The sequence below is a fragment of the Herbaspirillum sp. FG34 genome, from assembly GCF_057809315.1.
Window position 1 is genome coordinate 36,753 of the sequence record NZ_JBMDJS010000016.1, and the last position, 25,813, is coordinate 62,565.

Annotated in this window: 19 protein-coding genes and 1 tRNA gene; 9 read left to right on the top strand and 11 right to left on the bottom strand. The window is 60.7% G+C overall.

Going from position 1 to position 25,813, the window contains the following annotated elements:
- Positions 1 to 24: 24 nt before the first annotated feature.
- Positions 25 to 1,551, bottom strand: coding sequence for a DEAD/DEAH box helicase (locus tag ACODSZ_RS18390; protein ID WP_175343312.1), 1,527 nt, complete (start codon positions 1,549 to 1,551; stop codon positions 25 to 27).
- A 389-nt stretch (positions 1,552 to 1,940) separates the two neighbouring features.
- A complete protein-coding gene (gene fabI / locus ACODSZ_RS18395) occupies positions 1,941 to 2,723 on the bottom strand; it encodes an enoyl-ACP reductase FabI (protein ID WP_008331118.1) in 783 nt (260 codons plus the stop codon).
- Positions 2,724 to 3,095: 372 nt separating this feature from the next.
- Between fabI and ACODSZ_RS18400 the strand changes: the two genes are divergently transcribed.
- The 4 genes from ACODSZ_RS18400 (at position 3,096) to ACODSZ_RS18415 (ending at position 8,692) form a co-directional block, all read left to right on the top strand.
- Complete coding sequence (locus ACODSZ_RS18400; protein WP_488928227.1) at positions 3,096 to 4,922, top strand: extracellular solute-binding protein; 1,827 nt, start codon at positions 3,096 to 3,098, stop codon at positions 4,920 to 4,922.
- A 70-nt stretch (positions 4,923 to 4,992) separates the two neighbouring features.
- Entirely contained in the window at positions 4,993 to 6,063 is a 1,071-nt protein-coding gene (locus tag ACODSZ_RS18405) for a microcin C ABC transporter permease YejB (RefSeq protein WP_488928228.1), read from the top strand.
- Positions 6,060 to 7,106 carry an ABC transporter permease gene (locus ACODSZ_RS18410; protein ID WP_488928229.1) on the top strand — a complete coding sequence of 349 codons (1,047 nt, stop codon included), beginning with the start codon at positions 6,060 to 6,062 and terminating at the stop codon, positions 7,104 to 7,106. Before ACODSZ_RS18405 ends, ACODSZ_RS18410 begins: the two co-directional genes overlap by 4 nt.
- The gene (locus tag ACODSZ_RS18415; protein WP_241820784.1) at positions 7,103 to 8,692 is read left to right on the top strand and encodes an ABC transporter ATP-binding protein; all 1,590 of its coding nucleotides are present in this window, start codon (positions 7,103 to 7,105) and stop codon (positions 8,690 to 8,692) included. The genes ACODSZ_RS18410 and ACODSZ_RS18415 overlap by 4 nt, the downstream gene beginning before the upstream one ends.
- Before the next feature lie 150 nt (positions 8,693 to 8,842).
- Here ACODSZ_RS18415 and ACODSZ_RS18420 read toward each other — a convergent pair whose 3' ends face one another.
- Both ACODSZ_RS18420 and gloB read right to left on the bottom strand, forming a co-directional pair.
- Positions 8,843 to 10,369, bottom strand: a complete 1,527-nt coding sequence (locus ACODSZ_RS18420; RefSeq protein WP_008331107.1) for a transglycosylase SLT domain-containing protein — start codon at positions 10,367 to 10,369, stop codon at positions 8,843 to 8,845.
- 340 nt (positions 10,370 to 10,709) lie between these two features.
- A complete protein-coding gene (gene gloB / locus ACODSZ_RS18425; RefSeq protein WP_488928247.1) occupies positions 10,710 to 11,504 on the bottom strand; it encodes a hydroxyacylglutathione hydrolase in 795 nt (264 codons plus the stop codon).
- A 62-nt stretch (positions 11,505 to 11,566) separates the two neighbouring features.
- Here gloB and ACODSZ_RS18430 point away from each other — a divergent pair, with 62 nt between their 5' ends.
- The 5 genes from ACODSZ_RS18430 to ACODSZ_RS18450 all read left to right on the top strand — a co-directional run bounded on the left by ACODSZ_RS18430 (position 11,567) and on the right by ACODSZ_RS18450 (position 15,455).
- Positions 11,567 to 12,361, top strand: coding sequence for a class I SAM-dependent methyltransferase (locus ACODSZ_RS18430; protein WP_008331105.1), 795 nt, complete (start codon positions 11,567 to 11,569; stop codon positions 12,359 to 12,361).
- An 89-nt stretch (positions 12,362 to 12,450) separates the two neighbouring features.
- Complete coding sequence (gene rnhA, locus ACODSZ_RS18435; protein ID WP_034350828.1) at positions 12,451 to 12,885, top strand: ribonuclease HI; 435 nt, start codon at positions 12,451 to 12,453, stop codon at positions 12,883 to 12,885.
- A 61-nt stretch (positions 12,886 to 12,946) separates the two neighbouring features.
- Entirely contained in the window at positions 12,947 to 13,681 is a 735-nt protein-coding gene (dnaQ, locus tag ACODSZ_RS18440) for a DNA polymerase III subunit epsilon (protein WP_008331101.1), read from the top strand.
- Between the two features lie 147 nt (positions 13,682 to 13,828).
- Positions 13,829 to 13,903, top strand: a tRNA-Val gene (locus ACODSZ_RS18445).
- 142 nt (positions 13,904 to 14,045) lie between these two features.
- The gene (locus tag ACODSZ_RS18450) at positions 14,046 to 15,455 is read left to right on the top strand and encodes a DUF2130 domain-containing protein (protein ID WP_008331100.1); all 1,410 of its coding nucleotides are present in this window, start codon (positions 14,046 to 14,048) and stop codon (positions 15,453 to 15,455) included.
- 31 nt (positions 15,456 to 15,486) lie between these two features.
- Here the strand turns inward: ACODSZ_RS18450 and ACODSZ_RS18455 are convergent, their stop codons facing one another.
- The 7 genes from ACODSZ_RS18455 to xylB all read right to left on the bottom strand — a co-directional run bounded on the left by ACODSZ_RS18455 (position 15,487) and on the right by xylB (position 25,803).
- A complete protein-coding gene (locus ACODSZ_RS18455) occupies positions 15,487 to 15,750 on the bottom strand; it encodes a PAAR domain-containing protein (protein ID WP_008331097.1) in 264 nt (87 codons plus the stop codon).
- An 11-nt stretch (positions 15,751 to 15,761) separates the two neighbouring features.
- Positions 15,762 to 16,841: a DUF6708 domain-containing protein gene (locus ACODSZ_RS18460; protein ID WP_488928230.1), complete on the bottom strand. Its 1,080-nt coding sequence runs from the start codon at positions 16,839 to 16,841 to the stop codon at positions 15,762 to 15,764.
- A gap of 326 nt (positions 16,842 to 17,167) precedes the next feature.
- Complete coding sequence (locus ACODSZ_RS18465) at positions 17,168 to 18,244, bottom strand: DUF6708 domain-containing protein (protein ID WP_488928231.1); 1,077 nt, start codon at positions 18,242 to 18,244, stop codon at positions 17,168 to 17,170.
- Positions 18,245 to 18,247: 3 nt separating this feature from the next.
- On the bottom strand, positions 18,248 to 20,749 hold the full coding sequence (locus ACODSZ_RS18470) for a T6SS effector BTH_I2691 family protein (protein WP_488928232.1): 2,502 nt from the start codon (positions 20,747 to 20,749) through the stop codon (positions 18,248 to 18,250).
- A complete protein-coding gene (locus ACODSZ_RS18475; protein WP_488928248.1) occupies positions 20,746 to 21,639 on the bottom strand; it encodes a DUF4123 domain-containing protein in 894 nt (297 codons plus the stop codon). The genes ACODSZ_RS18470 and ACODSZ_RS18475 overlap by 4 nt, the downstream gene beginning before the upstream one ends.
- A gap of 16 nt (positions 21,640 to 21,655) precedes the next feature.
- Complete coding sequence (locus ACODSZ_RS18480) at positions 21,656 to 24,142, bottom strand: type VI secretion system Vgr family protein (RefSeq protein WP_488928233.1); 2,487 nt, start codon at positions 24,140 to 24,142, stop codon at positions 21,656 to 21,658.
- A gap of 179 nt (positions 24,143 to 24,321) precedes the next feature.
- The gene (xylB, locus tag ACODSZ_RS18485) at positions 24,322 to 25,803 is read right to left on the bottom strand and encodes a xylulokinase (protein ID WP_488928234.1); all 1,482 of its coding nucleotides are present in this window, start codon (positions 25,801 to 25,803) and stop codon (positions 24,322 to 24,324) included.
- Positions 25,804 to 25,813: the final 10 nt, after the last annotated feature.

Consider the following 25,813-nt stretch of genomic DNA (forward strand, 5'->3'; position numbering starts at 1 on the left):
CAACATCAGGACAGCTTGCAGCGATCAGCGATCGCCGTAGGAGCGGCGCGGGCCATCGGCGCGGAAGCCGCCGCCGTTGTTGCCCTTGTAGCCGCCACCGCCGCCGCCTTCACGACGCGGGCCGTTGCTCGGCTTGGCGCCGCCGAAGCTGCGGCCTTCGCGGTTGCCACCGAAGCCGCCTTCACGATTGCCGCCAAAACCACCTTCACGGTTGCCACCGAAACCGCCCTCGCGATGACCACCGCCTTCGCGGTTGCCGGCGCCGAAGCGCGGGCCGCTGTTGCTGCGGCCATCACCCGGACGCCAGCCACCCGGCTTGCGCGGGCTGCGCGGTGCAGCCGACTTCTTCGGCTCGAAACCTTCGACCACATCCACCGGAATGGTCTGCTTGGTGAAGCGCTCGATGCGCTTGACCTGCATGCCTTCGGCGTGATTGACCAGCGAGATCGCCACGCCATTGCGGCCGGCACGGCCGGTACGGCCGATGCGGTGCACGTAGTCTTCAGCGAACTTGGGCAGGTCGTAGTTGAACACGTGGGTGATGCCCGGCACGTCGATGCCGCGCGCGGCCACGTCGGTAGCCACCAGCATGCGCACCTGGCCGCGGCGCAGGCTGTTCAGGGTACGGTTGCGGGCGCCCTGGTGCATGTCGCCATGCAGTGCGGCGGCAGCGAAACCGGCGATGTTGAGGCGATCGGCGATGGTGTCGGCGTCACGCTTGGTGGCGGTGAAGATCACTGCCTGGTCGATGCTGGTGTCGCGCAGCAGATGATCCAGCAGGCGGTTCTTGTGCGACAGGTCATCCACGAAGTGCACGCGCTGCATGATGTTTTCATGACGGGTCGACGAGCTGGCGATCTGGATGGTCAGCGGGTTGTTGGTGATGCGCTTGGCCATGTTGCCGACGACGCCGTCCAGCGTGGCCGAGAACAGCATGGTCTGGCGGGTGGCCGGGGTCGCGGCGACGATCTTTTCGATGTCGTCGATGAAGCCCATGTCCAGCATGCGGTCGGCTTCGTCCAGCACCAGGATCTGCAGTTGCGAGAAGTCGATCTTGCCGGACTCCATATGGTCGATCAGACGGCCCGGGGTCGCCACCAGGATTTCCGGGTTGCGCGACAGCAGCTGCATCTGCTTCGGATAAGGCATGCCGCCCAGGATGGACACCACGCGCACACGGCGCATGTAGGCACCGTACTTGTCAGTGGCGGTGGTCACTTGCAGGGCCAGTTCGCGGGTCGGGGTCAGCACCAGCATCTTCGGCTGTGCCGGCTGGTAACGCGGACGCTCGCCACGGGCACGGGTAGCCTGGCGTTCCTGGTTGGGGGTACGGGCTGCTTGCGGCGCCTGCGGCAGATCTGCCAGCTGATGCAGCGACGGCAGCATGAAAGCGGCGGTCTTGCCCGAGCCGGTCTGCGAGGATACCAGCAGATCCTGGCCGCTGATGGCGGCGGGGATGGCCTTTTCCTGCACCGGGGTCGGGGAGGTGTAGCCTGCTTCGGTCAGGGCTTTGATGATCGAAGGGTTCAGGCCGAGTGCTTCAAAAGTCATAATCTCTTTCGTGAAAGTGAACGCCAGGCACGAGACGGGCGCACGCGAGCGCGCCGGGCATCGAGTGCCTGAACGAAAAAAAGCAACGCCAACCGACGAAATGACTATGAAAAATACAAAGAAATTTCGGCACAAAAGCTTTGCGCCGGGACGGCATCATCAAGGGATGCCAGGGGCGGGGGGCTTTTACTGGGAACTTGTCGTAATGACAGGTAAGGCTTGCGAAGCTGCTTGGACAAATACGGCTGGAAACACTGCAGAACAGATTTCACGTCCGATTCGCCTGTGCATTGGTTATTGCAATGCACAAGGCGAATCATACCCTAAAACATCGAAATTGGCACGAAGCTATTTCGAGAAACTGTCTCTTTATTGTGGGCGGTGCTTGATTATTCTGCCATTCCACCCACGACGCGGGAGAAGCCACCATCCACATAGGTGATTTCGCCGGTGATGCCCGAGGCCAGGTCGGAGAGCAGGAAGGCCGAGGCATTGCCGACATCTTCGATGGTGACGTTGCGGCGCAGCGGGGCGGTGGCGGCAACCGCCCCGAGGATCTTGCCGAAGCCCTTGATGCCGCTGGCTGCCAGGGTCTTGATGGGGCCGGCCGAGACGCCATTGACGCGCACGCCCTTGGGGCCCAGCGATTCGGCCAGGTAGCGCACCGAGGCTTCCAGCGAGGCCTTGGCCAGGCCCATGGTGTTGTAGTTGGGTACCACGCGCTCCGAACCCAGGTAGGTCAGGGTCAGCAGGGCGGCGTTGGAGGACAGCAGCGGCATGGCAGCCTTGGCCATGGCCGGGAAGCTGTAGGCGGAGATGTCGTGGGCGATCTTGAAACCTTCACGCGAGAAACCTTCCAGGAAGTCGCCGGCAATCGCTTCGGAGGGGGCGAAGCCGATGGCGTGCACCAGGCCGTCCAGCTGGCTCCAAGACTTGCCCAAGTCGGCGAACAGGGCATTGATCTGCTCATCGCTGCCGACGTCGCAGTCGAAAATCAGCTTGCTGTCGAATTCCTCGGCGAACTTGGTGATGCGGTCCTTGAAGCGCTCACCCACATAGGTGAAGGCCAGTTCAGCACCTTCGCGCTTGCACGCCTGGGCGATGCCGTAGGCGATGGAACGGTTGGACAGCAAGCCGGTGATCAGGATTTTTTTGCCTTGCAGAAATGCCATGTTGACTCCGTAGGGTCCGCCGCGTATTGCGTGTTTCTGCGGGGCAGAAGCAGGCGTGGCGCGGCCGGTAAATGATAGCGGCGCCGCGCAGCGGCGGCGGCCGGGATGGGACAGACCCGGATTGTAGGGGCTTGCGGCAGGCGCGGCAACCTTTGCGGCACCGGCAGGGCATGACGCGGCAAGCCAAGCAGCATTCGTCAAGTTGCTTTAATTGCTTCCCTGTAATCGCTGCTCTCTTTACAATGCCCCGACACGGAAATCGTTTCCTGATCCCGTCCCCCAGGCTGCTGGCATTCGGCCGGAGCCCATCAGGCGCGGGACTTGCTTGCCCCCGAGACATCACAGCCCACGAGAGTGCAGACAGACAACCGCATGGTCCCGCCCCTGAAGACAGCCAAGATTTTTCTCTCCTGCCTGCTGGCCGCCGCCCTGGCCCATGGCACCCTGGCATTCGCCGAGCCTGCCTTTTCACTGTATGACACGCCCAAGTACGGGCCCGGCTTTACTCATTTCGACTACGTCAATCCGGATGCGCCCCGGCGCGGCACCTTGTACCTGGCCAATCCGGACCGTCGCACCAGTTTCGACAAGTTCAATCCCATGTCGATGAAGGGCGTGGCCGCCGCTGGCCTGGACCAGCTGATGTTCGAGAGCCTGGCCGTGTCCTCTTCCGACGAAGTCGCCACCGTCTATGGCCTGCTGGCCGACGACATGAAGCTGGCCCCGGACCGCATGTCGATGACCTTCCACTTGAACCCCAAGGCGCGTTTCAACAATGGCGACAAGGTCACTGCCGAGGATGTGAAATACTCCTTCGACACCCTCATCGCCAAGGGCGCGCCCCAGTACAAGTCGGTCTTCGCCGATGTCAAGGGCTGCGTGGTGGTCGATGCCGCCACCGTGCGCTTTGACTTCGCCAGCAAGAACCACGAGTTGCCGCTGATCGTCTCCAGCGTGCCGGTGTTCTCAAGGAAATGGGCACAGGGCACGCCCTTCGACCAGATCCAGCTGACCCCGCCCATCAGCACCGGCCCCTATCTGATCGAGAGCTACGACACCGGTCGCAGCATCATCTACAAACGCAACCCGGATTACTGGGGCAAGGACGTCGCGGCCCGACGCGGCATGTTCAACTTCGAGCGCATCGTCTACCGCTTCTACAAGGATGACCTGGCGCGGCTGGAAGCCTTCAAGGCCGGCGAATTTGACGTGGTCGTGGAATACAGCGCCAAGAACTGGGCGCGCAGCTATACCGGCCCGCAGTTCCGCGATGGTCGCATCATCAAGAAGGAATTCAAGCATTCCAACGGCGCCGGCATGCAGGGCTTCGTGATGAACCTGCGGCGCGACCAGTTCAAGGATGTACGCGTGCGCCAGGCCATCGGGCTGGCGCTGGATTATGAATGGATGAACCGTCAGCTGTTTTACGGCCAGTACAAGCGTATCTACTCGTTCTTCAACAACAGCCAACTGGCCGCCACGGGGGAGCCGCAAGGCGATGAGCTGGCCCTGCTGAAGTCCTTGCAGGCCAAGGGCTTCAAGCTTGATCCTGCGGTCTTCGGACCGGCGCCGGTTCCGCCCTCGACCGACCCGCCGTCTTCCTTGCGCGCCAACCTGCGCCAGGCCCGCGCGCTGCTGGCCCAGGCCGGCTGGGTCTATCGCGATGGCGCGGTACGCGATGCCCAGGGCGTGCCGCTGTCCTTCGAGATACTCGACGACCAGAGTTCGATGTCGCGCGTCATCAGCGTATTCGCCCGCAACCTGCGTACGCTGGGCATCGACGTGGTCCAGCGCAGTGCCGACTATGCGTTGGTGGCCAAGCGCATGGAAGACTTCGATTTCGACATGACCAGCGTGCGCTTTCCCGATACCAGCAGCCCCGGCAACGAACTGTTCGACATGTTCAGCTCCAGGGCCGCTGACGAAAAGGGTTCCAACAATGCCTGGGGGCTCAAGGACCCGGTGGTGGACCAGCTGGTGCAGACCGTGGTGGCCGCCGATACCCGCGCCAGGTTGACAGCGGCTGCCCGCGCGCTCGACCGTGTGTTGCTGCACAAGTACATCGTGGTGCCGCACTGGTATTCCTCCACGCATCGCATCGCCTACCGCAACCGTTTCGGTATCCCGGCGGTGGCGCCGCTGTACTACCAGGCCGATCCCTATGTGATCAGCACCTGGTGGGAGGAAAAGGCGCGGTGAGGCAAAAAATGAATGAAAAGACCAAGGCCCGCACCCGGTGCGGCGGGCAGGAACGAGGATGGTGGCAGGCATGAATATCTGGTCCTATATTTTGAAGCGGGTGCTGTTGATGATTCCCACGCTCTTCGGTGTGGTGGCCATCACCTTCGCGGTGATCCAGTTCGTCCCCGGCGGTCCGGTGGAACAGGCCATGCTGGAGATGAAAGGGCGCGGCGGTGGCGGTGAAGCCTCCGGTAGCGGCGCCGCCAGCGGTGCCTCGGCCTATCGCGGACGGCAGGGCATCGACGAGCAGCGCATCGCCGAGATCAAGCAGCTCTACGGTTTCGACAAGCCGCCGGTCGAGCGTTTCTGGATCATGCTCAAGGGTTTCCTGACCTTCGACCTCGGCAAGAGCTTCTACCACCACGGCGATGTCTGGACCCTGGTCAAATCCAAGCTTCCGGTCTCCATCAGCATCGGGTTGTGGACCTTCCTGCTGAGCTACCTGATCTCGGTGCCGCTGGGCATCGCCAAGGCGGTGCGCGAGGGCAGCCGTTTCGATACCGCCACCACCGGGCTGGTGCTGGTCGGCTATTCCATTCCCGGTTTCGTGCTGGGGGTGTTCCTGCTGGTGCTGTTTGCCGGCGGCAGCTTCGTGCAGTGGTTCCCGCTGCGCGGCCTGACCTCGGACAACTGGGCCAGCCTCTCCTTCATGGGCAAGATCACCGATTACCTGTGGCACATCACCCTGCCGGTAACGGCCTCGGTCATCGGCGCCTTCGCCGTCATCACCATGCTCACCCGCAACACCTTCCTCGAAGAGATCCGCAAGCAATACGTGCTGACCGCCCGCGCCAAGGGCTTGTCAGAGCGCAAGGTGCTGTACAAGCACGTGTTTCGCAATGCACTCATTCCGTTGGTAACCGGTTTTCCCTCGGCCTTCATCGCCTCTTTCTTCGCCGGCAGCCTGCTGATCGAAACGCTGTTCTCGCTGGACGGCATGGGGCTCCTGGCCTATGAATCGGCGATCCGGCGTGACTATCCGGTGGTCATGGGCACGCTCTATCTGTTCACGCTCATCGGCCTGGTGGTCAAGCTGGTGGGCGATCTCTGCTATGTGTGGGCTGACCCGCGCGTCCAATTCGAAAGCCTGGCGCAATGAGCATGACTACGCCCGCCACCCCCTCCCTCTCGCCCAGCCGTCGCATCTGGCTGCGTTTTCGCGCGGATCGCACCGGCTACTGGAGTCTGGTGATTTTTTCCCTTCTCTTCATACTGAGTCTGGGCGCCGAACTGATCTCCAACGACAAGCCGCTGGTGGCCAGCTACCAGGGCAGGCTGATGTTCCCGATAGTGAAAGATTATTCAGACAGGCATTTTGGCGGCGACTTCGACTCGCCCGCCGACTACCTCGATCCCTTCATCGAGCAGCAATTCCGCAAGGACGGCAACTGGGTCATCTATCCGCTGAACCGCTATGGTTACAACACCCTGAACTACTTCGCCAAGGAACCCAACCCGGCGGCCCCCTCGGCCGAGAACTGGCTGGGCACCGACGACCGCGGTCGCGACGTGTTCGCGCGCCTGCTCTATGGCTTCCGCGTGTCGGTGCTGTTCGGCATGGCGCTCACGTTCATCGGGGTGGTGCTGGGCGTGGCCGCCGGTGCGCTGCAGGGTTACTTTGCCGGACGCACCGACCTCATCACCCAGCGCCTGCTGGAGATATGGGGATCGATGCCGGAGCTGTACCTGCTGATCATCTTCTCCTCCATCTTCCAGCCCAGCCTGGGTCTGCTGCTGGTATTGCTGTCGCTGTTCGGCTGGATGAGCCTGTCCGATTACGTGCGCGCCGATTTCCTGCGCAATCGCAACCTGGAATACGTGCAGGCCGCGCGCGCCATGGGCTTGCCCAACCGCCTCATCATCTGGCGCCACGTGCTGCCCAACAGCATGACGACGGTGGTGACCTTCCTCCCTTTCCGCATGAGCGCCGCCATCCTGGCGCTGACCAGTCTGGACTTTCTCGGCCTGGGCGTGCCGCCCTCCACCCCCAGCCTGGGTGAACTGCTGGCGCAAGGCAAGAACAACCTGGATGCCTGGTGGATCGCGGTCTCCACCTTCGTGGTGCTGACCGTGACCCTGCTGCTGCTGACCAATATCGGCAACGGGCTGCGCAACGCCCTGGACGTACGGAGGAAGGCATGAGCGCCCCGCTGCTGGAAGTGAAGGATCTGACGGTACGCTTCGGCGACACCGTGGTGGTGGACCGCGTGAGCTTTGCGATGTCCCCTGGCGAGAAGTTTGCCCTGGTGGGAGAATCGGGTTCGGGCAAGACCGTGTCGTCGCTGGCGGTCATGCAGCTCAATCAGGATGCCCGCTACGAAGGCAGCATCCTGCTCGACGGCCAGGATGTGCTGAAGAAGAACGAGCGCCAGATGCAGCAGGTGCGCGGCAAGGATGTGGCGATGATCTTCCAGGAGCCGATGACGGCCCTGAACCCGCTTTTTACCATCGGCAACCAGATCGCCGAGGTGTTGATGCTGCACGAGGGTCTCCATGCGCGCGATGCGGCCAGACGCGCCGTGGCGTTGCTGGAGAAGACCGGCATTGCCGAACCGGCGCGGCGTGCGCTGTCGTATCCGCATGAACTCTCGGGCGGCCAGCGCCAGCGCGCCATGATTGCCATGGCTTTGGCCTGCAAGCCCAGGCTCCTCATTGCCGATGAGCCGACCACGGCCCTGGATGTGACCATCCAGGTACAGATCCTGGCCTTGCTGAACCAGTTGCAGCGGGAAGAGAACATGGCCGTGCTCATCATTTCGCACGACCTGAACCTGGTACGCCACTTCGCCGACCGCGTCGGCGTGATGGAAAAGGGCAAGCTGGTCGAAAGCGCCAGCGTCGCCGAGCTCTTCGCCAATCCGCAGCAGCCTTATACGCGCAAGCTGTTGCAGAGCCGTCCGCAGCGCAATGCGGCAGAGGTGCCGGCCGAGGCCCCTGTTGTGCTACAGGCTGAGCAACTGCGCTGCACCTATCACATCAAGCAGGGCTGGTTTGCCAAACGCGCCTTCCATGCTGTCGATGGCATCGACCTGCAACTGCGTCGTGGCGAGACCATCGGCATCGTCGGTGAATCCGGCTCCGGCAAGTCCACGCTGGGCATGGCCTTGTTGCGGCTGTCGGCGGCCAGCGTGAGTGGCAGTATCCGCTTCGACGGCGAGCCCATTTCCGAGCGCAGCAGCCGTGCGCTGCGGCCTTTGCGCTCGCGCCTGCAGGTGGTGTTCCAGGATCCCTTCGCCTCGCTTTCGCCGCGTCGCACGGTGGAGCAGATCGTCGGCGAAGGCCTGGCCCTGCACCATCCCGAGAAGACCCCCGCGCAGCAGCGCCAGGCCATCGTCGGCGCGCTGGAAGAGGTCGGTCTGACGACAGCCGCCCTGGAGCGCTATCCGCATGAATTCTCCGGCGGCCAGCGCCAGCGTATCGCCATCGCCCGCGCGCTGGTGTTGCAGCCGGAACTGCTGTTGCTGGACGAGCCGACCTCGGCCCTGGACGTGACCGTGCAGCAGCAGGTACTGCAACTGCTGGCCGACCTGCAGCGCCGACATGGCCTGGCCTATCTGTTCATCACCCACGACCTAGCCGTGGTGCAGGCCATGGCGCACCAGGTGATCGTGATGAAGGATGGCAAGGTGGTCGAAAGCGGCCCTGCCGAGCAGGTACTGCAGCATCCACAGCAGGACTACACGCGCCGCCTGGTGGCCGCCGCCACCTACGCCGAAGCCGCGCGCTGAAGGTCTCGCCAAAAAGAAAACCCGAAGTCCGGATCAGCTCCGGGGCTTCGGGTCCATACAGACTGCAATGTTTTTCTTCTTCCGTGCTTGGGGCGCGTCTTCTTGTAGTGGGCGGTCGAGCCGCCCGGGTCTCCTCCGGTTTCCTCCGGATTATTGCTTGCGGGCGCCGTTGCCGGAGGCCAGGGTCAGCGGCTTGCCGGCCACCTTGCGGGCCGGCGGGGCCGCCTTGCGCACCGGTGCCTTGGCCGAGGCGACCTGACGTCGCGCCGGGGCGGCGCGATGGGAGGCAACGCGTCGCGGCGCCGCATGGACGGCGACGTTGGCCACGTGCAGTTGCAGGCTCTGGCCGGCAGCCAGGGTGTCGTGCTTCAAGCCGTTCCATTGCTTGATCTGCGCCACGCTCACGTGGTAACGGCTGGCGATGCCGCCCAGGGTGTCGCGCTTGCCGGCCTTCACATAGATGCGGCGGGTTTCCGGAACGTCAGGAGCGATGGCCAGGCGGGCGTTGTCGGCGATTTCCGGGGTCAGGTCGGTATCGAGGGAGGCAGTCTCTTCGTTCTTGGGCACCAGAATCGTGGAGCCCGCTTTCAATACCATGCGCGGCGGGATCTGGTTGACGCTGCGGATGACTTCGGGAGTGGTGCCGAACTTGCTGGCGATGGTCTCGATGCGTTCGCGGGCGCTGGAGACGGTGTGCGCCGTCCAGGTTGAGAAGGCCTGGGTCCACTTGGACATGTTGGCCTTGAACTTCTCGGCATTGCTTTCCGGCAGCAGGATCTTGGTATCGTCGCCACCGATGATGACGGGGCGGTTGAACTGCGGGTTCAGCGCCTTGAACTCGTCGACCGACAGTTCAGCCAGTTGCGCGGCGACCTTCACGTCGATATTGCGGGTCTTGCCGATGGTGACGAAGTAGGGCTGGTTGTCCACCTTGGGCAGGGCGATATCGTAGGCGGCCGGATTGGCGATGATGTTCTTGACTGCCTGCAGCTTGGGTACGTAGTTGCGGGTCTCGGCGGGCATCTGCGCCGACAGCGTATTGAAGTCGATCGGCAGGCCGGCGGCGAGATTGCGGTTGACTGCGCGCTGCACCGAGCCCTCGCCCCAGTTGTAGGCTGCCAGCGCCAGTTGCCAGTCGCCGAACATGCCATAGAGCTTCTGCAGATAGGTCAGCGCGGCATCGGTGGAGGCCAGCACGTCGCGGCGCTCGTCGGTAAACATGTTCTGCTTGAGGTTGTAGTCACGCCCGGTGGAGGGAATGAACTGCCACATGCCCGCTGCCTTGGCGGTGGACAGTGCCTCCGGATTGAAGGCCGATTCGATGAAGGGCAGCAGCGCCAGTTCGGTGGGCATGCCGCGCTTTTCCAGCTCCTGCACGACGTGGAACAGATAGCGCGAGGCGCGCACCGTGGTGCGCTGGATGTAGTCGGGACGGGAGCTGTACCACTGGGTCTGGCTCTCCACCAAGGCATTGTCCAGATCGGGAATCCCGAAGCCCTTGCGAATGCGCGTCCAGATGTCGATGTCGTTCATCCCCGGCAGGGCATTGCCGGCCAGTTCGGGATTGATCGCATTGAAGGGGGCGGGGTAGATCGAGATATCGTTGGCGTGGGAGAGCAGCGGGGTACCAGCGCAGAACAGGGCGGCAATGGCGAGTTGTTTCAAAGTACGCTGCATGTGGGCGATATCCTGTACCAGAGGCAAAAGTTTGCGTGCGGCGCTTCCGTTGCAGAGCTGTGATGAAGCTCGACACCTCCTGCCGGCGGAGTCCGGATCAGTCCGATCACGGGCGCGTGCAGGTTGACGGTAATGCAAGGTCGGAAGCTGCGAGTCTCCCCGGCGTGGTGCAGAGTGGACAGCGTTCGTAAAACTTCGTAAAAACGCTGGTGCCCATTTTGGGGAATTGAAGGAGTGTACGAAAGACCCTTTTCGGCAGTCAAGCAAAAATTGGCCTCTGTTACAAAGCCAAGTCCTTGATTTGGCAGGAATTTGCTCCTGAACGTCTGTCAATATCCCCTTATCTGTAGGTATTTTTCCATTCGCGCAGGGCTGCGAAGCTGTTAACGTCGTCCAACTGCGCCAAACGACCTGCCTTTTGCAGCGATTCGAGGATTTCCTTTTCGCCGGTGCGCAGGAAGGGGTTGGTGGCGCGCTCCAAGGCGATGCTGGTCGGTACGGTCGCCTCCCCGCGTTCGCGTCTGGCACGCTCGCGCAGGATCCGTGCGGTCAGCGCTTCATTGCCGGGCTCGACCTCGGCAGCGAACTTCAGATTGGAGAGGGTGTACTCATGGGCGCAATACACTTGTGTATCGCCGGGCAGGCTGGCGAGCCTGGTCAGTGATTGGACCATCTGTGCTGCCGTGCCTTCGAAGAGGCGCCCGCATCCTCCTGCAAAAAGCGTATCGCCACAGAACAGCAGGCCTTGATCTGCCGCGTAATAGGCAATGTGACCGAGCGTGTGGCCGGGTACGTCGATGACCTGCAGCGACAGGCCCAGGGAAGCAATCTTCACTTCGTCATTCCCGTGCAGCGGGATCGTCATGCCCTTGATGCGGGAATGCTCGCGCGCCGGGCCATAGACGGGGATGTTCGGGAAGGCGTCGCTGACGGCACTGCGCGCCAGCTCAAGCACACCGCCGACATGGTCAGCATGGTGATGAGTCAGTAGAATAGCGGCCAATGTCAGGCCCTCGGCCTGCAATGCGGCCAGGACGGGGACCGCGTCGCCGGGGTCGACCACGGCGGCATGGCGGCCGTCATGGATGATCCACAGGTAATTGTCGTCGAACGCCGGTACGGCCAGGACGTCCAATGAAGTTTTCTGATCTGCTTGAGCTGGCTGGGCTGGCTGGGTCATGAGGCGCGAAAGAAGAGATGGCTGACAAGGCTGACACTGCAGTGACTGCGAACAACGCCGAAATTATAGACCTGGCCGCCTGGTTGCAGACGCCTATCGGCGACTATCTGCGCCAGTGGGAGCAGCGCCATCTCAATGCCCTGACGGCGGACATCTTCGGCTTCAACGCCGTGCAGATCGGTTCACCCCAGATCCACGCGCTGCAGGCCAACCGCATGCCCTATCGCTGGCTGGCCGACAAGCGCATGCCGGTGGAAGGGCAGTCCGAGCTGGAAATCCCGCAGGTGGTGACGCCGGACTTCGGCGAACTGCCTTTCGCCACGCAGAGCCTGGACCTGGTGGTGCTGCCGCACGTGCTGGAGTTTGCCGCCGAGCCGCATCAGGTACTGCGCGAGGTGGAGCGGGTCTTGATTCCGGAAGGGCAGGTCATCATCTGCGGCTTCAATCCCAGCAGCCTGTGGGGCATGCGCCAGGCTGCCGGCCGCCTGACCGGTGCGCATTTCCTGCCGCAGGATGGTGAATTCATCCGCCTGCCGCGCCTGAAGGACTGGCTCAAGTTGCTGAACATGGAGGTCAATCGCGGCCACTTCGGCTGCTACGCCCCGCCCTGCGAGACCGCGCAATGGCTGGACCGCTTCGGCTTCATGGAAAAGGCCGGCGACCGCTGGTGGCCGTATTTCGGCGCGGTCTACATCGTCCAGGCCATCAAGCGGGTGCCGGGCATGCGCCTGATCGGCCCGGCGTTGCAACGCCAGAAGCTGAAGGCCCCGCGTGGCGTGCCGGTGACCAATCGCATCCACAAGACCGACTGAACCTACGGGCCTTGCAGCGAGATCAGGTATCATCGCGGCCCGCTTATCATGCGCCAATGTGCATGGGCAAACCGATTGAAGTGAAGAGTATGGACAAAGTAGAGATCTATTCCGATGGTGCCTGCAAGGGCAATCCTGGTCGTGGCGGCTGGGGCGCCTTGCTGGTGGCCGGTGGCAAGGAGAAGGAAATCTTCGGTGGCGAGCCCAACACCACCAACAACCGCATGGAGCTGATGGCGGTGATCCAGGCGCTCAATGCCTTGAAGCGCCCCTGCGAAGTGGTGGTGCATACCGACAGCCAGTATGTGCAGAAGGGCATCAGCGAGTGGATCCACGGCTGGAAGGCGCGCGGCTGGAAGACCGCCAGCAAGGAGCCGGTCAAGAATGCCGACCTGTGGCAGGCGCTGGACGCCGCCCAGCAGCAGCACCAGGTCGAGTGGCGCTGGGTGCGCGGGCACAATGGCCACGCCGGCAACGAGCGCGCCGACCAGTTGGCCAATCGCGGCGTGGACAGCATAGGCTGAGCGGGGCGGTTTTTTCTTTCATATCAGTGTTTTAGCAGCATCAACATCAGCAGGAGCAAGCATGCGTCAGATCATCCTCGATACCGAAACCACGGGCCTTTCGCCGCGCAACGGCAACCGCATCCTGGAAATCGGCTGTGTGGAGGTGCTCAATCGCCAGCTTTCGGGCAAGAATCTTCACTTCTACATCAATCCCGAGCGCGACTCCGAAGAAGGCGCGCTGGCCGTGCACGGCCTGACCACCGAGTTCCTGGCTGACAAGCCGACCTTCAAGCAGATTGCCGCCGAGTTCCTGGACTATGTGCGTGGTGCGCAGATCATCATCCACAATGCGCCCTTCGACGTCGGCTTCCTGGATGCGGAGCTGGCCTTGCTGGGCCTGCCGCCGTTCAAGGAGCACGTGGCCGATGTGGTGGACTCCTTGCAGATGGCCAAGGAACTGCACCCGGGCCGTCGCAATTCGCTTGATGCGCTGTGCGACCGCTACGGCATCTCCAACGCCCATCGCGTGCTGCACGGTGCGCTGCTGGATGCGGAGTTGCTGGCCGAAGTGTATCTGTCGATGACGCGCGGGCAGAACTCGCTGACCATGGATCTGGGTGCCGAGGAAGAGGTCAGTGAAGGCGAGGGCAAGCTGGAGTTGGCGCCGCTGGCCGAAGTGATCGTGGTGACGGCCAGCGAGGAAGAACTGGGCCTGCATGAAGACGTGCTCAACCAGCTTGACAAGGAAGCGCGCGGCAGCTGTGTGTGGCGCTTCGAACCGCCGCCACCGGAGGCGGCCGCTGAAGCGGCGTGAGGCTGATGTTGGTCAGGTCTTTGTCGTCATCCGGCAGCGCTTTCGATAAAAAATGAAGAATTATTTACGAAGCACTTGCACAGGTCGAAAAACGTTGGCATAATCTCGCTTCTCGATTGGTTCTGCAGCAACAAACCAGTCAGGTAAGGAAGGTTAGCTCAGTGGTAGAGCACTGCATTCACACTGCAGGGGTCGCAAGTTCAAACCTTGCACTTTCCACCAAAATTCAGAAAAGCCCGCCTTGTGCGGGCTTTTTGCATTTCTGCCTTTCCTGCCGATTTTCTTTCCTCGTTTTCTCTCTCTGCACCGCGGGCGCGATCCGTTAAGCTAGCGGTCATCTGACAAGAACAGGACCCGAGCATCCATGCACGACATCATCTGCCCCCACTGCGGCAAAGCCTTCAAGATCGATGAGGCCGGCTATGCCGACATCCTCTCGCAAGTGCGCGACAGTGCCTTCGAGCAGCAATTGCACGAGCGCCTGGAGCTGGCCGAGCAGGACAAGCGCAACGCCATCGCGCTGGCGAGCGCCAAGGCCGAGGCGCAATTGCAGAAGGCCGCAGCCGCGCGTGATGCCGAGATCCAGGAATTGAAGGCAAGGCTGGAAGCCGGTGAAATGGCGCAGAAGATGGCCGTGGCCGAAGCCATGGCCAACGTCGAGCGCGAGCGCGACAAGCTGGCCAATGAACTCGAACAGGCCAGAAAAGAAAAGCTCGCCGACCAGCAATTGGCCGAGGCTCGCCTCGCCCGGCAATTGCAGCAGACCGTCAGTGAGAAGGATGCCGAGATCCAGGCATTGAAAGCGAAGATGGATTCCATCGCGCTGACCCAGAAGCTGGCCGTGAACGAGGCCGTCGGCGTGGTGGAGAAGGAGCGCGACGAACTCAGGAACAACCTGATGCGCGCCGAGCTGGAAAAACAGCTGGCCGAGAAATCACTCAAGGACAAATACGAGACCCAGCTCAAGGACCGCGAAGACATGATCGAGCGCCTGCGCGACATGAAGGCGCGGCTATCGACCAAGATGGTCGGCGAGACGCTGGAGCAGCATTGCGAAACCGAGTTCAACCGTATTCGCGCCACCGCCTTCCCGCGCGCGTATTTCGAGAAGGACAACGATGCGCGCAGCGGCAGCAAGGGTGACTACATCTTCCGTGATACGGATGAAGCCGGCACCGAGATTGTCTCCATCATGTTCGAGATGAAGAATGAGAACGATCACACCGCCACCAAGAATCGCAATGAAGACTTCCTCAAGGAACTGGACAAGGACCGTCAGGAGAAGGGCTGCGAATACGCCGTCCTGGTTTCGATGCTGGAGCCGGAGAGCGAGCTGTACAACACCGGGATCGTGGATGTCTTCCACCGCTATCCGAAGATGTACGTGGTACGTCCGCAGTTCTTCATTCCCATCATCACGTTGCTGCGCAATGCTGCGCTCAACTCGCTGAAATACAAGACCGAGCTGGCGCTGGTGAAGGCGCAGAACATCGACATCACCAACTTCGAATCCGAGCTGGACACCTTCAAGGCGGCCTTCGCCAAGAACTACGACCTGGCCTCGCGCCGCTTCCAGACGGCCATCGATGAGATCGACAAATCCATCGACCACTTGCAGAAGACCAAGGAAGCCCTGCTCGGTACTGACCGCAACCTGCGTCTGGCCAATGACAAGGCGCAGGATGTGACCATCAAGCGATTGACGCGGGGCAATCCAACCATGGCGGCCAAGTTTGCGGAGCTCAAGAAGGAGCAGTCTGACGACGGGCAATGATGGTCTGGTTGCTGGTGACAGCTTCAGCTTTTTACAGTGAAGCGATCAGGGTGGCACCGCAGGCGGTGGTATCTCCGTGATAGGCCACCTGCTTGCCATGATGCTTGCGGGTGCTGCCGCCGCCACCGGGCTGGATGGCGAACTGGCCCTTGCACTTGGGGCAGAATGTCATGTCTGCTTCGAGTGCGACGGCTTTGCCCATGGCTTTGAGCGAGTCGCAGGCGGAAATGACTTCGCCGCCGTGGGAGGTTTTGTCGCCGAGGCGGATCACGGCTCGGCCTTGATGGTCTTTCATGGGCGCTTTCATTATCTTGTTGGGGGAGGGATGTCTTTGGCCCAAAGTAGAGCGTTAAGAGCAGGATTCTTTTCGCCAGACCAGTTTTTCATTTCTCGTTTATCGCCATCAGGATATTCGCCACGATCAATAGTGTGGATAGTTTCTGCCCAACCCACGGGAGTGTTCCCGGACGGTTGATCGAATGGATCGTCAGGCTCAATGACGCTGACCTTGGCTACCGCGTCAGGCCAGATTGGATCGCGGCAGGTCCAGAGTGCCATCAGGCGGTGGCTGGTCATCAGCAGGATGGCCGGTATCATCACGATACGATAGGCAGCACTGGCGCGCATGCCGAAGTCATACATGCAGAACAGGAAGCTCTCCAGCATGTTCTCCTTTTCCTTGAAGAAGAGCAGGGGCTTGGGTAACTCCGCCGGGCCGTGATTCATGTACCAGCACCAGTAGTTCCACTGAGAGAGAAGATCTTCCAGGCACTCGTCCTCCTCCCATTTTCGCCCTAGTGCGAATGCGCGGACTACGTTGCTATTCTGATCAATCTCGTAGTATCGAATATGGTAGACGTGTCGGCGATCAACCATTCTGCGGTGAATGCAGAAGATCGAATTTTCATTCCAGGGAACCTCCCATGTGATATCGCCCTCGCCTGATCTGGCGAAGAATCTACGACGGCGGATGGCGTAGATTTTTTTCTCTTTGCGACTGAAACGGATAGGGCGTCGGTTCAGTGACAAGAATTCGTCTCGGCCGTATTTGAAAGCGAAATATCCGAGCGCTGAAATTGCTCCTAGTACTAAAAGGATTGTAGAAATCAGGTAGCTATCAAGAGTGTTGTTTGGATTTTGTATGACGCCAGTGCCATGAAAAATTGATGCAGCGATACCCAGACACAACGTGAGCACTCCACCGGCCGTCCATTGACGATCTCGATACGGTTGATCTGTCACATCCATGTAGCTCGAATTGATTCTGAAGATCGTAGAGGAGTCTTTCATTTCGGGACCAACAGGTCTATGAATATGGAGACGATGTCTTAGGTCCCATTCGGGAATTGGCTGACCTGCCTTGAATTGAAATATGCGTTCATCCATAGTTCATCCTCCAGTAGCCTCGCGAAATGCTTCCAATTGCGTCTCAAATGAGTTGTATTTTTCACCCGGCTTTATCTGCATTTGGAGAGTTGACCAGGATGTCGTATGCTCCCGCGATTCAGCGCCACCATCTGCACGATCATGGTCGCAACACCGAGCCTGAAGTCTCGAGGCGATCCGGAGCCAAGCCACTTCTGCGTCAACGCGACACCCGGAAGTCCAATCCTCTTGATGGTCCCCGGCACGATGCGTCCCTGCTTCTGATGAATTTTCGCCAGCCCCTTTGCCAGTACGCTACGCACTCGCAGATTGAATGTGAACTGGTACTAATGTTTTGGAGGAATGTCTTCATCCCAAAGCAAGGCATTCAGCGCGGGATCGTGTTCACCCCGCCATGCCTTCATTTCGCTCTTGGGATCATAGGGATATTCACCCCGTTCGATGGCCTGCAAGGTCTCTCCCCAGCCTGTCGGAGTACGGCCATGTGGTTCATGGTAAGGGTCATCAGGTTCGATGGCACTAAGTTCTTCAATGGTTTGCGGCCATACTGGCTCACGACAAGTCCACAAAGCCATGATACGGTGGATAGTCATCAGCAGGACGAATGGCATCACTGAAATACGATAAGCAACGCTGGCGCGTGTGCCGAAGTCGTAAAGGCAGAACAGAAAGCTTTCCAGCATGGTTTCCCGCTCTTTGAAGAAGAGCGGAGGCTTCGGTAATTCGGCCGGTCCGTGGTTCATGTACCAGCACCAATAGTTCCATTGCGATAGCAGGCCTTGGAGATTCTCTTTCCCTTCCCACGTTCGACCAATTGCGAAAGCGCGTATGACGTTGTCATGTTCATCGACTTCATAGTGCCTTATATGGTATGCAGGTCTACTGTTGACTATGCGCCTGTGGATACAAAAGATCGCCTTCTCGTCCCACGCAGCTTCCCATGTGAAATCGCCTTGACCCGGCTTGGACAGGAAACGACGATGACGGATCGCGTATATTTTTTTCTCCTTGCGATTGAAACGGATGGGCCGGCGTTTCAACGCAAAGAATTCATCCCGACCGTACTTGAAGGTCAAATACGCGAAGATGGCTGAGCCGCCAATCAATACGAAATACGCAATGCCTAAGCTGAGGAAAAATTCTCTGGGAGGATGGAGCAGCATGTAACCAATCAGCCACAATGGAGCGAGAGCTCCTATGCAGGAAACAAGTACTCCGCCTGCGTGCCATTGCCGATCTCTATGCGGTTGATCAGTGACATCCATATACGTAGAATTAAGTCGGAACAGGGTGCCTGTGTCTTTGCGTTCCGGGCTTACCGGTTCGTGGATTGATAATCTGTGTTGCAGATCCCACTCGGAAATTGGATTTCCGGCCTTATGTGAAAAGATGCGCTCATCCATAAGTTAAATCCCGGCTATCTGATTGAAGGCTTCCATTTGGTCTTCGAATGAACTGTATTTTTCCCCCAAAGAAAACTCACATCGAGAAATCCAGGTCTTTAATTGACTGTTGTTAACTACTGCGATGGACACACTTATGGCAAAGGACACGATCAGAAGCGGCGCCCATATGGCGGCGATTGAATAATAGGCAGCGAAGGCGATGCCGATTCCAGATAGTCCGTTCAGCGCGTAAAGAGTCATAAGAAGATAGTTCTCGTCTCTGTATGCAGGTAAAGCATTAAATGCCAGATCATAAACGCCGGCTAAGATGCCAGCGCCGGCCCCAGCTATGCGTGCACCTCTTAGAATTGTGCCCACCAATTTTGCGTCCATCGCCCATTGGCCGCGGATAAATGCAGCCAGCGGATGCTCCACCGATTTTTGAAGACTTACCGCGGCGGTCTCGACAATCGTTGCACTTAAGCTGATGATCGCCAGCGTTGCCTTCACACGAGTTTCCCACTGATTGAACTGATCATTGCCCGCCAGATCCTTCATCGCAAAATTCAGCGCCACCATCTGCACGATCATGGTCGCAACACCGAGCCTGAAGTCTCGAGGCGAGCCGGAGCCAAGCCACTTCTGCGTCATCGCGACACCCGGAAGTCCAATCCCCTTGATGGTCCCCGGCACGATGCGCCCCTCCTTCTCCAGTCTGGCGATATCCAGTTCATAGACGAAGTGCTTCTGCACCTTGGCTTGCTTGACTGCTCTGCCGGCTTCCTTGCGTGCATCGGTTCGGGTCTGCTGTCGCGCCGTCTCCAGTTTGATGCCTTGCTCTTTCGCTTGTGCGATTGCCCATCTCGCCACATCGACACTGCTCATGTTGCTGACCTTGATGGCAACCCCCGACATCAACTGAAGATGAACCTGCGCCAGTCCCTTTGCCAGTGTGCTGCCACTCTCACTGATGGCCTTGGCGATGACATTGCCCGTGGTCAGCGCCAGGCGGTCAATCAATTGTTCCGCATGCCCCTGGTTGTGCAATCGCTCAACAGCACCCTTGTAGATGTTGAGGATGTTCTCGATCTGGACATCGCTGCCCTTGATTTGTACCTCGGTGGCCGCAATGATATCGGCCTGATTGAGCAACAAGGCGCGACCATACAAATTGCGCGTGTCCTTGAGATTGCCGCTGGAGATCCATTGGGTGAGCTGTTCGATGCAGGGCTTGGAGCAGGCAGCCTTGCCGATACATTGCGACATCGATTCGCTATAGGCATAGCCACTGAGGATGTCGGCATCGTCATGAACACCTTCCATCCAGTTCGCCAATTGTTCGCTCTTGAGCCAGCCAAGATGTGCCATCACCAGCTGCAAGAGTTGCGGCTCGAATTCCTTGAGCGCAGCCTCGTAGATCGGAGGAAAAGCCTTCAGCCGTGCTTCATCCAGAGTCGGCCTGCCATTGTCATGGGTCAAGTCATACCATGCCTCGTCTTCCGCTGCCTGCTGACGACCGGCCAGATCTACGCCATACTTTTTCCGCCTTTCCTTCTGCTGCTCGGCGTAGCGTCTTGGGCCGCCCGCCTTTATCACCGCGAACACGGTCTTCGCACTGTTGTAGGTGTCGCCATCAGGAAAGGTGGCCGAGATCTCGGCAACGTTGTCACTAAACTCAACGTCCTCCCGAGCCTCTTTGCGCACGCATTTTTCTGTAATCGCCAACAGGTCGGCAATCATCCTGGACTGGTGCATCTTCTCATCGAACCCGGCCTGCAGGTCCGGTATCGTCAATTCACTCAAGTCATTGGTCATGCCTACCGGATCATTGAGAGCAGCGATGTAGCCCTTGTGATGCGGTCCATGTTCGGCCATGATCGCCTTGAAGCGCACGGCCGTGGCGAGCTTGCGTGTTTCGGATTCAACGGGCGCATTGCTGAAGGCATAGGCCTTTTTCATCGCAGCTTCTTCTGCCACGAAATGCGCTACCTTGTCCGCGCTCGCGTTGAACTCCGCAGTGTGCGCTGCACCGCCCGCCAGCATCGCGGCAACGTCAATACACTGCATGTGCTTCCTGCGCCAACCCGCTTCACTGACTTTCTTGATCAGGGTCTTGGTCCACTGCACATTGGACCAGCCTATCCAGAAATTGCCGGCCGGGTCGGCTGCGGTGTGGGAGATATCGACACAATAGGCCCGCACCAGCTCGCCGGGATCAATGCACGCAAAGCGGATCTTCGCCGGATGGGGGGCGTTGTACTCCAGCGGATAATTCCAGAGATGCCCGGTCGGCATGACCACATAAGCCTTGAGTCGCCTCCGCTTCTCGTCATAGGTGTAGAGATAGCCGGGACGTAGCGCACGCAAGGTGTATTTGGCTGCGCCGATGGACTGTGGCGCACCCTCGATTCTGAAATTGCCGGACAAGCCCGGCACGCCAGCCGCGCCGTAAGGACTGGCCACGGCATAACGGACCGGATAGATCAGCAAGCCTTTCTTGTCGCAAAAATTGCATCCGTTCATTGTGCTGCTCCTTTGGCAGGGGACATCAGATGGCGCAGGGCTTCCATCTGCCGATAATCGTCAGGGCCCAGGCGCTGCAGCAGGGCGCTCCAGCTGATCTGCCCACTGGCCAGCGCTGGCCAGGCTTCGTACAGGTGGGGGTGGTCGAGAAACGCGTTGTCATAACGCAGGCAATGCAGGGCGTATTCCCTCAGTTCGTCCGGATCGCTGAGCTTGAGTACCTGCCGCCCGCGCACCAGGGCCAGATCGGCGCGTCGCTGATACAGCAGGATTTCAGGCGGTGTACATCCGGCAAGCTTGTCCGCCAGTGCGCGCAACATGCTGTTGAGCACATCGCAGTGCGCCAGACTGCTCCACTGGTTGGTGCCAGGCCAGGCCGGTCGGCTGCCGCCCAGTACCTCGATTTCTTCACCGGGGCCGGCCACGCTCCACCAGTGACCGCACCATGGAAAACGCCACTGCGTAATCGGTCCCAGCAAGGCGCGGGTCTGTTCATCCGAGAACAAGTGCATGGTCAGCGCAAAGACACGGGGGTCGTAGTAGCGCCAATAAGTCTCCCGCCCGTCCAGGCCGACCCCGATCAGGAAGCGTGTGAGCGCGCGCATGAGCCGCTCAGGGTCGGCTTCAGTCTCCAGCCAGGCACACAGTAGCGGCGGTTCATCGGCATGGGGAGCACATCGCAGCGCAGTGTTCAGGTACTTCTGCTGGGCCGCAGTGAGTCCGCTGATATTGATAAGGCGCGGCGTCAGCTCGTCCGCATCCCGGAGCCGGGCGACCTCGCACACCTGCATGGGCAAGTCATGTAATGGCGAGCGGGGATCCAGATTGGCCGGTTCCACCAGCACATGGCCCGTGGTGATGAGTTCAGCGGGAAGCGCAATGGCGTGCATGTGATCCACCCAGCGCTCAGGACAGCGCCACACTGGCACTGCCGGACTGTGCCGCACCGCTGGCGCGCGACGGGCAGAGCCGAGACCCGGGGAACTCGGCGGGCCTGGCCTGCGGTCCCAAGGTCTGGTGGTCGGCAGCATGTATGTGGTGCGCGCCCTGCGTAAAGCCGGTGATGCCCTCCGCAATCACCAGTTCACTGCCCCCACCGTTGAGACGGATACCTTTCTTGGCCTTGAGATTGATCCAGTCACGGGTGCTGATGATGTCCACCACCTTCTGCGCGAGGATCTCCATCCCATCGTTCTGTGCCTGGATCTCTACCCGACCGCTGGCAGCAATCAGTTTGGCGCCAAGACGATAGGCCAGCAGCGAGAGCTTTTCTGCTGCGCTGGCAAAGAAGGATTTGCCAGCCGCGACCGAGATATGGCTGCCGGCCGTCAGCGCCGCATGTTCGGCACTGGCCAGATGCGTGGAGGCCCCCGAGCTGGCTTCGATGCCGCTCGGGCTGGCGAGGACCAGATGTGGTTCGCCCAGTTCAGGGAAGCGGTCGCGGCTGGCGTTCCCATCTCCCTTGAGCGCCGCATTCTGTGCCTTGATCGCCTGTGCCGCATCGTGCTGATCCGCATCCCTGTCTTGCGCCTGGTGCGCCTGCGCCAGTTTGCTCAGACTGGCAAGCGTGGCTTGCGCCTGGGTCAGGCGGCCAACGGTCTCGCCCATGTCGGTGACATGTCCGTGCGCCTTGGGTCGCGGTTCGCTGGTCAGCAACAAGCCCTGGGCAGCGCGCACCACGCCATGAGCGTCGGTACGCAGTTCGAAGCCTTCACCCCGTGCATCGCGACGACCCCCATGGTGTTCGATGCGGGTGATGTGACCCAGTGCCAGCTGGCTGTCGAAGGCATCGCTGCGGATCTGGGTCTGGATGGCCTCGTGGGTATCGTCGAAGAGCACATGGCCGCAACGTCCGCCAGGTGCATTGCCCGCCTGCGGGGCCAGTTCGCGGCTGCGCATCCCGGACAAGGCGGCCTGGGAGGGCAGGGCCCAGGGTGGCATGTTGCGCTGATTGACCACCGCACCGGTGATGATGGGGCGATCCGGATGCCCGCCCAGCCACTGCACGATCACCAGTTGTCCGATGCGCGGTACCGCCACCAGCCCCTGTTCCGCACCGGCCCAACTGCTGGCCACACGCATCCATGTCGTACTGTGTTCATTGTGACGGCCATGCAGGTCCCAATGGAACTGCACCTTGACCCGGCCATATTCATCCACATGCAGATTCTCGCCGGCCGGCCCGACCACGGTGGCGGTCTGCATGCCGTGCAAGTGCGTGGCTTGACTGTAGTAGCCGCGACCAGGACGCCAGGGAATATGCTTGCGTATGCAGCGGACGCGATTGGTATAAAGGGGCGGAGTGTCCGCCTCCTGCAGATAATTGTTGGTGGCGCTGTGCTCCACACTGACGATCAGGAATTCCTGGTCCTGGTGGCCGGCGCGACTGTCGGCAAGCGCGCCAGTTTGCTCCGAAAAATGCCCAGTGAGGCGGAAGGTCCGCCCCGGCTGGAGGTAGCGACAATTGCCTGCGCCCTCGAATAGCAGGGCCGATGCCTCGAATTCTTCCATGCGCAGGCGGCTTTGCCGGTCGCCGTCTTCACGATGGGCAAATCCATAGGCTCCGGTATATTCGTAGTGCTCCAGCGGCAGTACCGCCCCTTGCCGGTTCAGCGTCGGCACGTCCACCTGTTGCGCTTGCGCAGTCTTGAAGTCGTAGCTCGACAGGCGCGTACTGGCGGGCTGAAATTGCCGCACCGCCGACCACTGTGCCATGCCATCTTCCTCGATGGCACCGCCGTGGTACTGGAAGGGAATTTGTCCTGTGCCATCGATGGGATTGGCATAGGTCGAATCATCCGACAAGCTCAGCTGATGACCATTTGCCTGATGTTCATAGTGGTAGTGCCATCCGGCATCTTCCCAGCGTCGATGCAGGAGGTTGCCGTCACTCTCGTCGAACTGAAACAGCTCGGTGCGGATCGGATCGGCGTGGTGCAGCTGACAATCCCATCGGGCATGCGAAGGGTAGTCCTGGAAGACCTCGGCACTGACTCCTTCGAGGCTGCGCTGATGAAAGATGCGATTGTTCCTGCGCGCCGCCAGGAAGGCCAGCCAGGGTGCCAGCCGTGCTTCGTAGAAGGCGATGCCGCCGTCGGTGCGCAAGAAGGAGAAACGTTGCACATATCCGCTGAAATGGCGCAGCGTGCCGTCCGCTCGGACCAGGGCCACGCACAGCAGCTTGCCCATGACGGCTTCCAGCGGGATGTCGGCATCGTTGCTCAGCAGTTCCAGCGTGTAAGCGTAATCGCGGCTGAGTGCCTCGCTGGCCTCAAGGCGATTGATCAGCAGTTCGGCGTCGGGAGCGTCGTCATTGACGAAAGAGAGTTGCAGGATGCGATGGTGCTGGCGCTGCCGGGTGAGCTTGTCCCAGCGGGTGGTACTGGCGTGCATGCGTGTCCTTCCGCGGGAAAAATGAATGTCCCGAAGAAGGCGCAGAAGACCTCAGCAGGCCGCATCGGGAAGCGCAGATGTTGCCCGAGGACCTGCATGAAGTCTGTTGAATTTCTTCGATAAATGCTTTGGTTTTATTTTTGTCGCGGAGTAGATGGGAGCTCAGCCATCAGCCAACATCAGGACTGCGAGAAGGCGATGAATTCGTCTGCAAGACCGCGATAGAGACGCCGGTATTGTGTCAGCCTGCGCTGAAGTTGTGCCTGCCTTGCCGAGTCGGGCCGGTACCACTCCAGTACCTCGGGCGCCACGCACACGCGGCCCGCCTCTTCACCGGTATCGGCCAACCTCGCCAACCTGGCCGCGCCCATGGCCGCTCCCACCTCCGCCCCCGCATGTCGCCGCAGTGCAATGCCCAAGGCCGTCGCACACAATTCCCCCCAGAACGCACTGCGCGACCCGCCGCCGACCAGGGCTGCGCTGTTGAGCAGCGTACCTGCCGCCTGCAAAGCCGCATAGCCATCGGCCATCGCAAAGGCCACCCCTTCCATCACCGCATAGGCCAGGTGTGCACTGTCATGCGCCGGTGTCATGCCGAACAGCACGCCCTTGGCCGTCGCATCATTGTGCGGCGTACGCTCGCCGTTCAGATAGGGCAGGAACAGCGGCGCCTGCGCCTGCTGCATCGCCGTCAGTTGCGCCGCGCCCGCCACCAGCGTGGCCACGGGCTGCCCGGTCACGCCTGCGAGCCAATGCAGGCTGGCCGCCGCCGACAGGATCACGCTCATCTGGTGCCATTGCCCCGGCAGGCAGTGGCAGAACGCATGCACACCCTGCTGTGGATTGGGCGCATGTCGCGCCGTGGCGGCAAACAGGACGCCCGAACTGCCCAGTGACAGGAAGGCATCGCCCGCCTCGATCACGCCGATGCCCACCGCGCTGGCGGCGTTGTCCCCGGCACCACCGGCCACCACGACCGGGCCGCTCAGGCCCCACTCGCGCCGCAACTCTTCACGCAGATGCCCGGCCACGTCACTGCCTTCGATCAGGCGCGGCATGTGGCTGCGATCCAGCCCGGTGGCGGCCAGCATGCGATCGGACCAGTCGCGCCGGGCGACATCCAGCCACAGCGTTCCGGCCGCGTCCGACATCTCGGAGACGAATTCACCCGTCAGCTTCCAGCCCAGGTAATCCTTGGGCAGCAGGACCTTGTCGATGGCGCGGTACACCGCAGCTTCGTATTTCGACAGCCACAACAGTTTGGGTGCCGTCAATCCCGGCATGGCTCGGTTGCCCGTGATCGTCGGCGCGTCGGGTACCAGGGCTTCCAGCTCCACGCATTCGGCATGCGCGCGCATGTCGTTCCACAGGATGGCCGGACGCAGTACGTTGCCGTTGCGGTCCAGCAGCGTGGCCCCGTGCATCTGACCGGAGATGCCAATGCCGCGCAGTGCCTGGAAGTCCTGCGGGGCCTGGCTGCGCAGTGCGGCGATGGCGTCCAGGGTGGCATTCCACCACGCCTGCGGAGCCTGCTCGGACCACAGCGGATGCGGATTGTCCACGCGCAGCCGGGCGCTGCTGGTGGCGATGACTTGGGAGGCGTCGTCGGTGAGGACGAGCTTGACTTCGGAAGTGCCGAGGTCGATGCCGAGATAGCTCAAATCGTTTTCC

Coding starts and splice junctions, on each gene's coding strand:
- ACODSZ_RS18420 (WP_008331107.1), bottom strand. CDS start 10,369: ATGCAGCGTACTTTGAAACAACTCGCCATTGCCGCCCTGTTCTGCGCT.
- ACODSZ_RS18450 (WP_008331100.1), top strand. CDS start 14,046: ATGCACGACATCATCTGCCCCCACTGCGGCAAAGCCTTCAAGATCGAT.
- fabI (WP_008331118.1), bottom strand. CDS start 2,723: ATGGCATTTCTGCAAGGCAAAAAAATCCTGATCACCGGCTTGCTGTCC.
- ACODSZ_RS18465 (WP_488928231.1), bottom strand. CDS start 18,244: ATGGATGAGCGCATCTTTTCACATAAGGCCGGAAATCCAATTTCCGAG.
- ACODSZ_RS18460 (WP_488928230.1), bottom strand. CDS start 16,841: ATGGATGAACGCATATTTCAATTCAAGGCAGGTCAGCCAATTCCCGAA.
- ACODSZ_RS18480 (WP_488928233.1), bottom strand. CDS start 24,142: ATGCACGCCAGTACCACCCGCTGGGACAAGCTCACCCGGCAGCGCCAG.
- ACODSZ_RS18390 (WP_175343312.1), bottom strand. CDS start 1,551: ATGACTTTTGAAGCACTCGGCCTGAACCCTTCGATCATCAAAGCCCTG.
- dnaQ (WP_008331101.1), top strand. CDS start 12,947: ATGCGTCAGATCATCCTCGATACCGAAACCACGGGCCTTTCGCCGCGC.
- ACODSZ_RS18470 (WP_488928232.1), bottom strand. CDS start 20,749: ATGAACGGATGCAATTTTTGCGACAAGAAAGGCTTGCTGATCTATCCG.
- ACODSZ_RS18410 (WP_488928229.1), top strand. CDS start 6,060: ATGAGCATGACTACGCCCGCCACCCCCTCCCTCTCGCCCAGCCGTCGC.
- ACODSZ_RS18475 (WP_488928248.1), bottom strand. CDS start 21,639: ATGCACGCCATTGCGCTTCCCGCTGAACTCATCACCACGGGCCATGTG.
- ACODSZ_RS18430 (WP_008331105.1), top strand. CDS start 11,567: ATGGCTGACAAGGCTGACACTGCAGTGACTGCGAACAACGCCGAAATT.
- ACODSZ_RS18455 (WP_008331097.1), bottom strand. CDS start 15,750: ATGAAAGACCATCAAGGCCGAGCCGTGATCCGCCTCGGCGACAAAACC.
- ACODSZ_RS18400 (WP_488928227.1), top strand. CDS start 3,096: ATGGTCCCGCCCCTGAAGACAGCCAAGATTTTTCTCTCCTGCCTGCTG.
- ACODSZ_RS18415 (WP_241820784.1), top strand. CDS start 7,103: ATGAGCGCCCCGCTGCTGGAAGTGAAGGATCTGACGGTACGCTTCGGC.
- ACODSZ_RS18405 (WP_488928228.1), top strand. CDS start 4,993: ATGAATATCTGGTCCTATATTTTGAAGCGGGTGCTGTTGATGATTCCC.
- rnhA (WP_034350828.1), top strand. CDS start 12,451: ATGGACAAAGTAGAGATCTATTCCGATGGTGCCTGCAAGGGCAATCCT.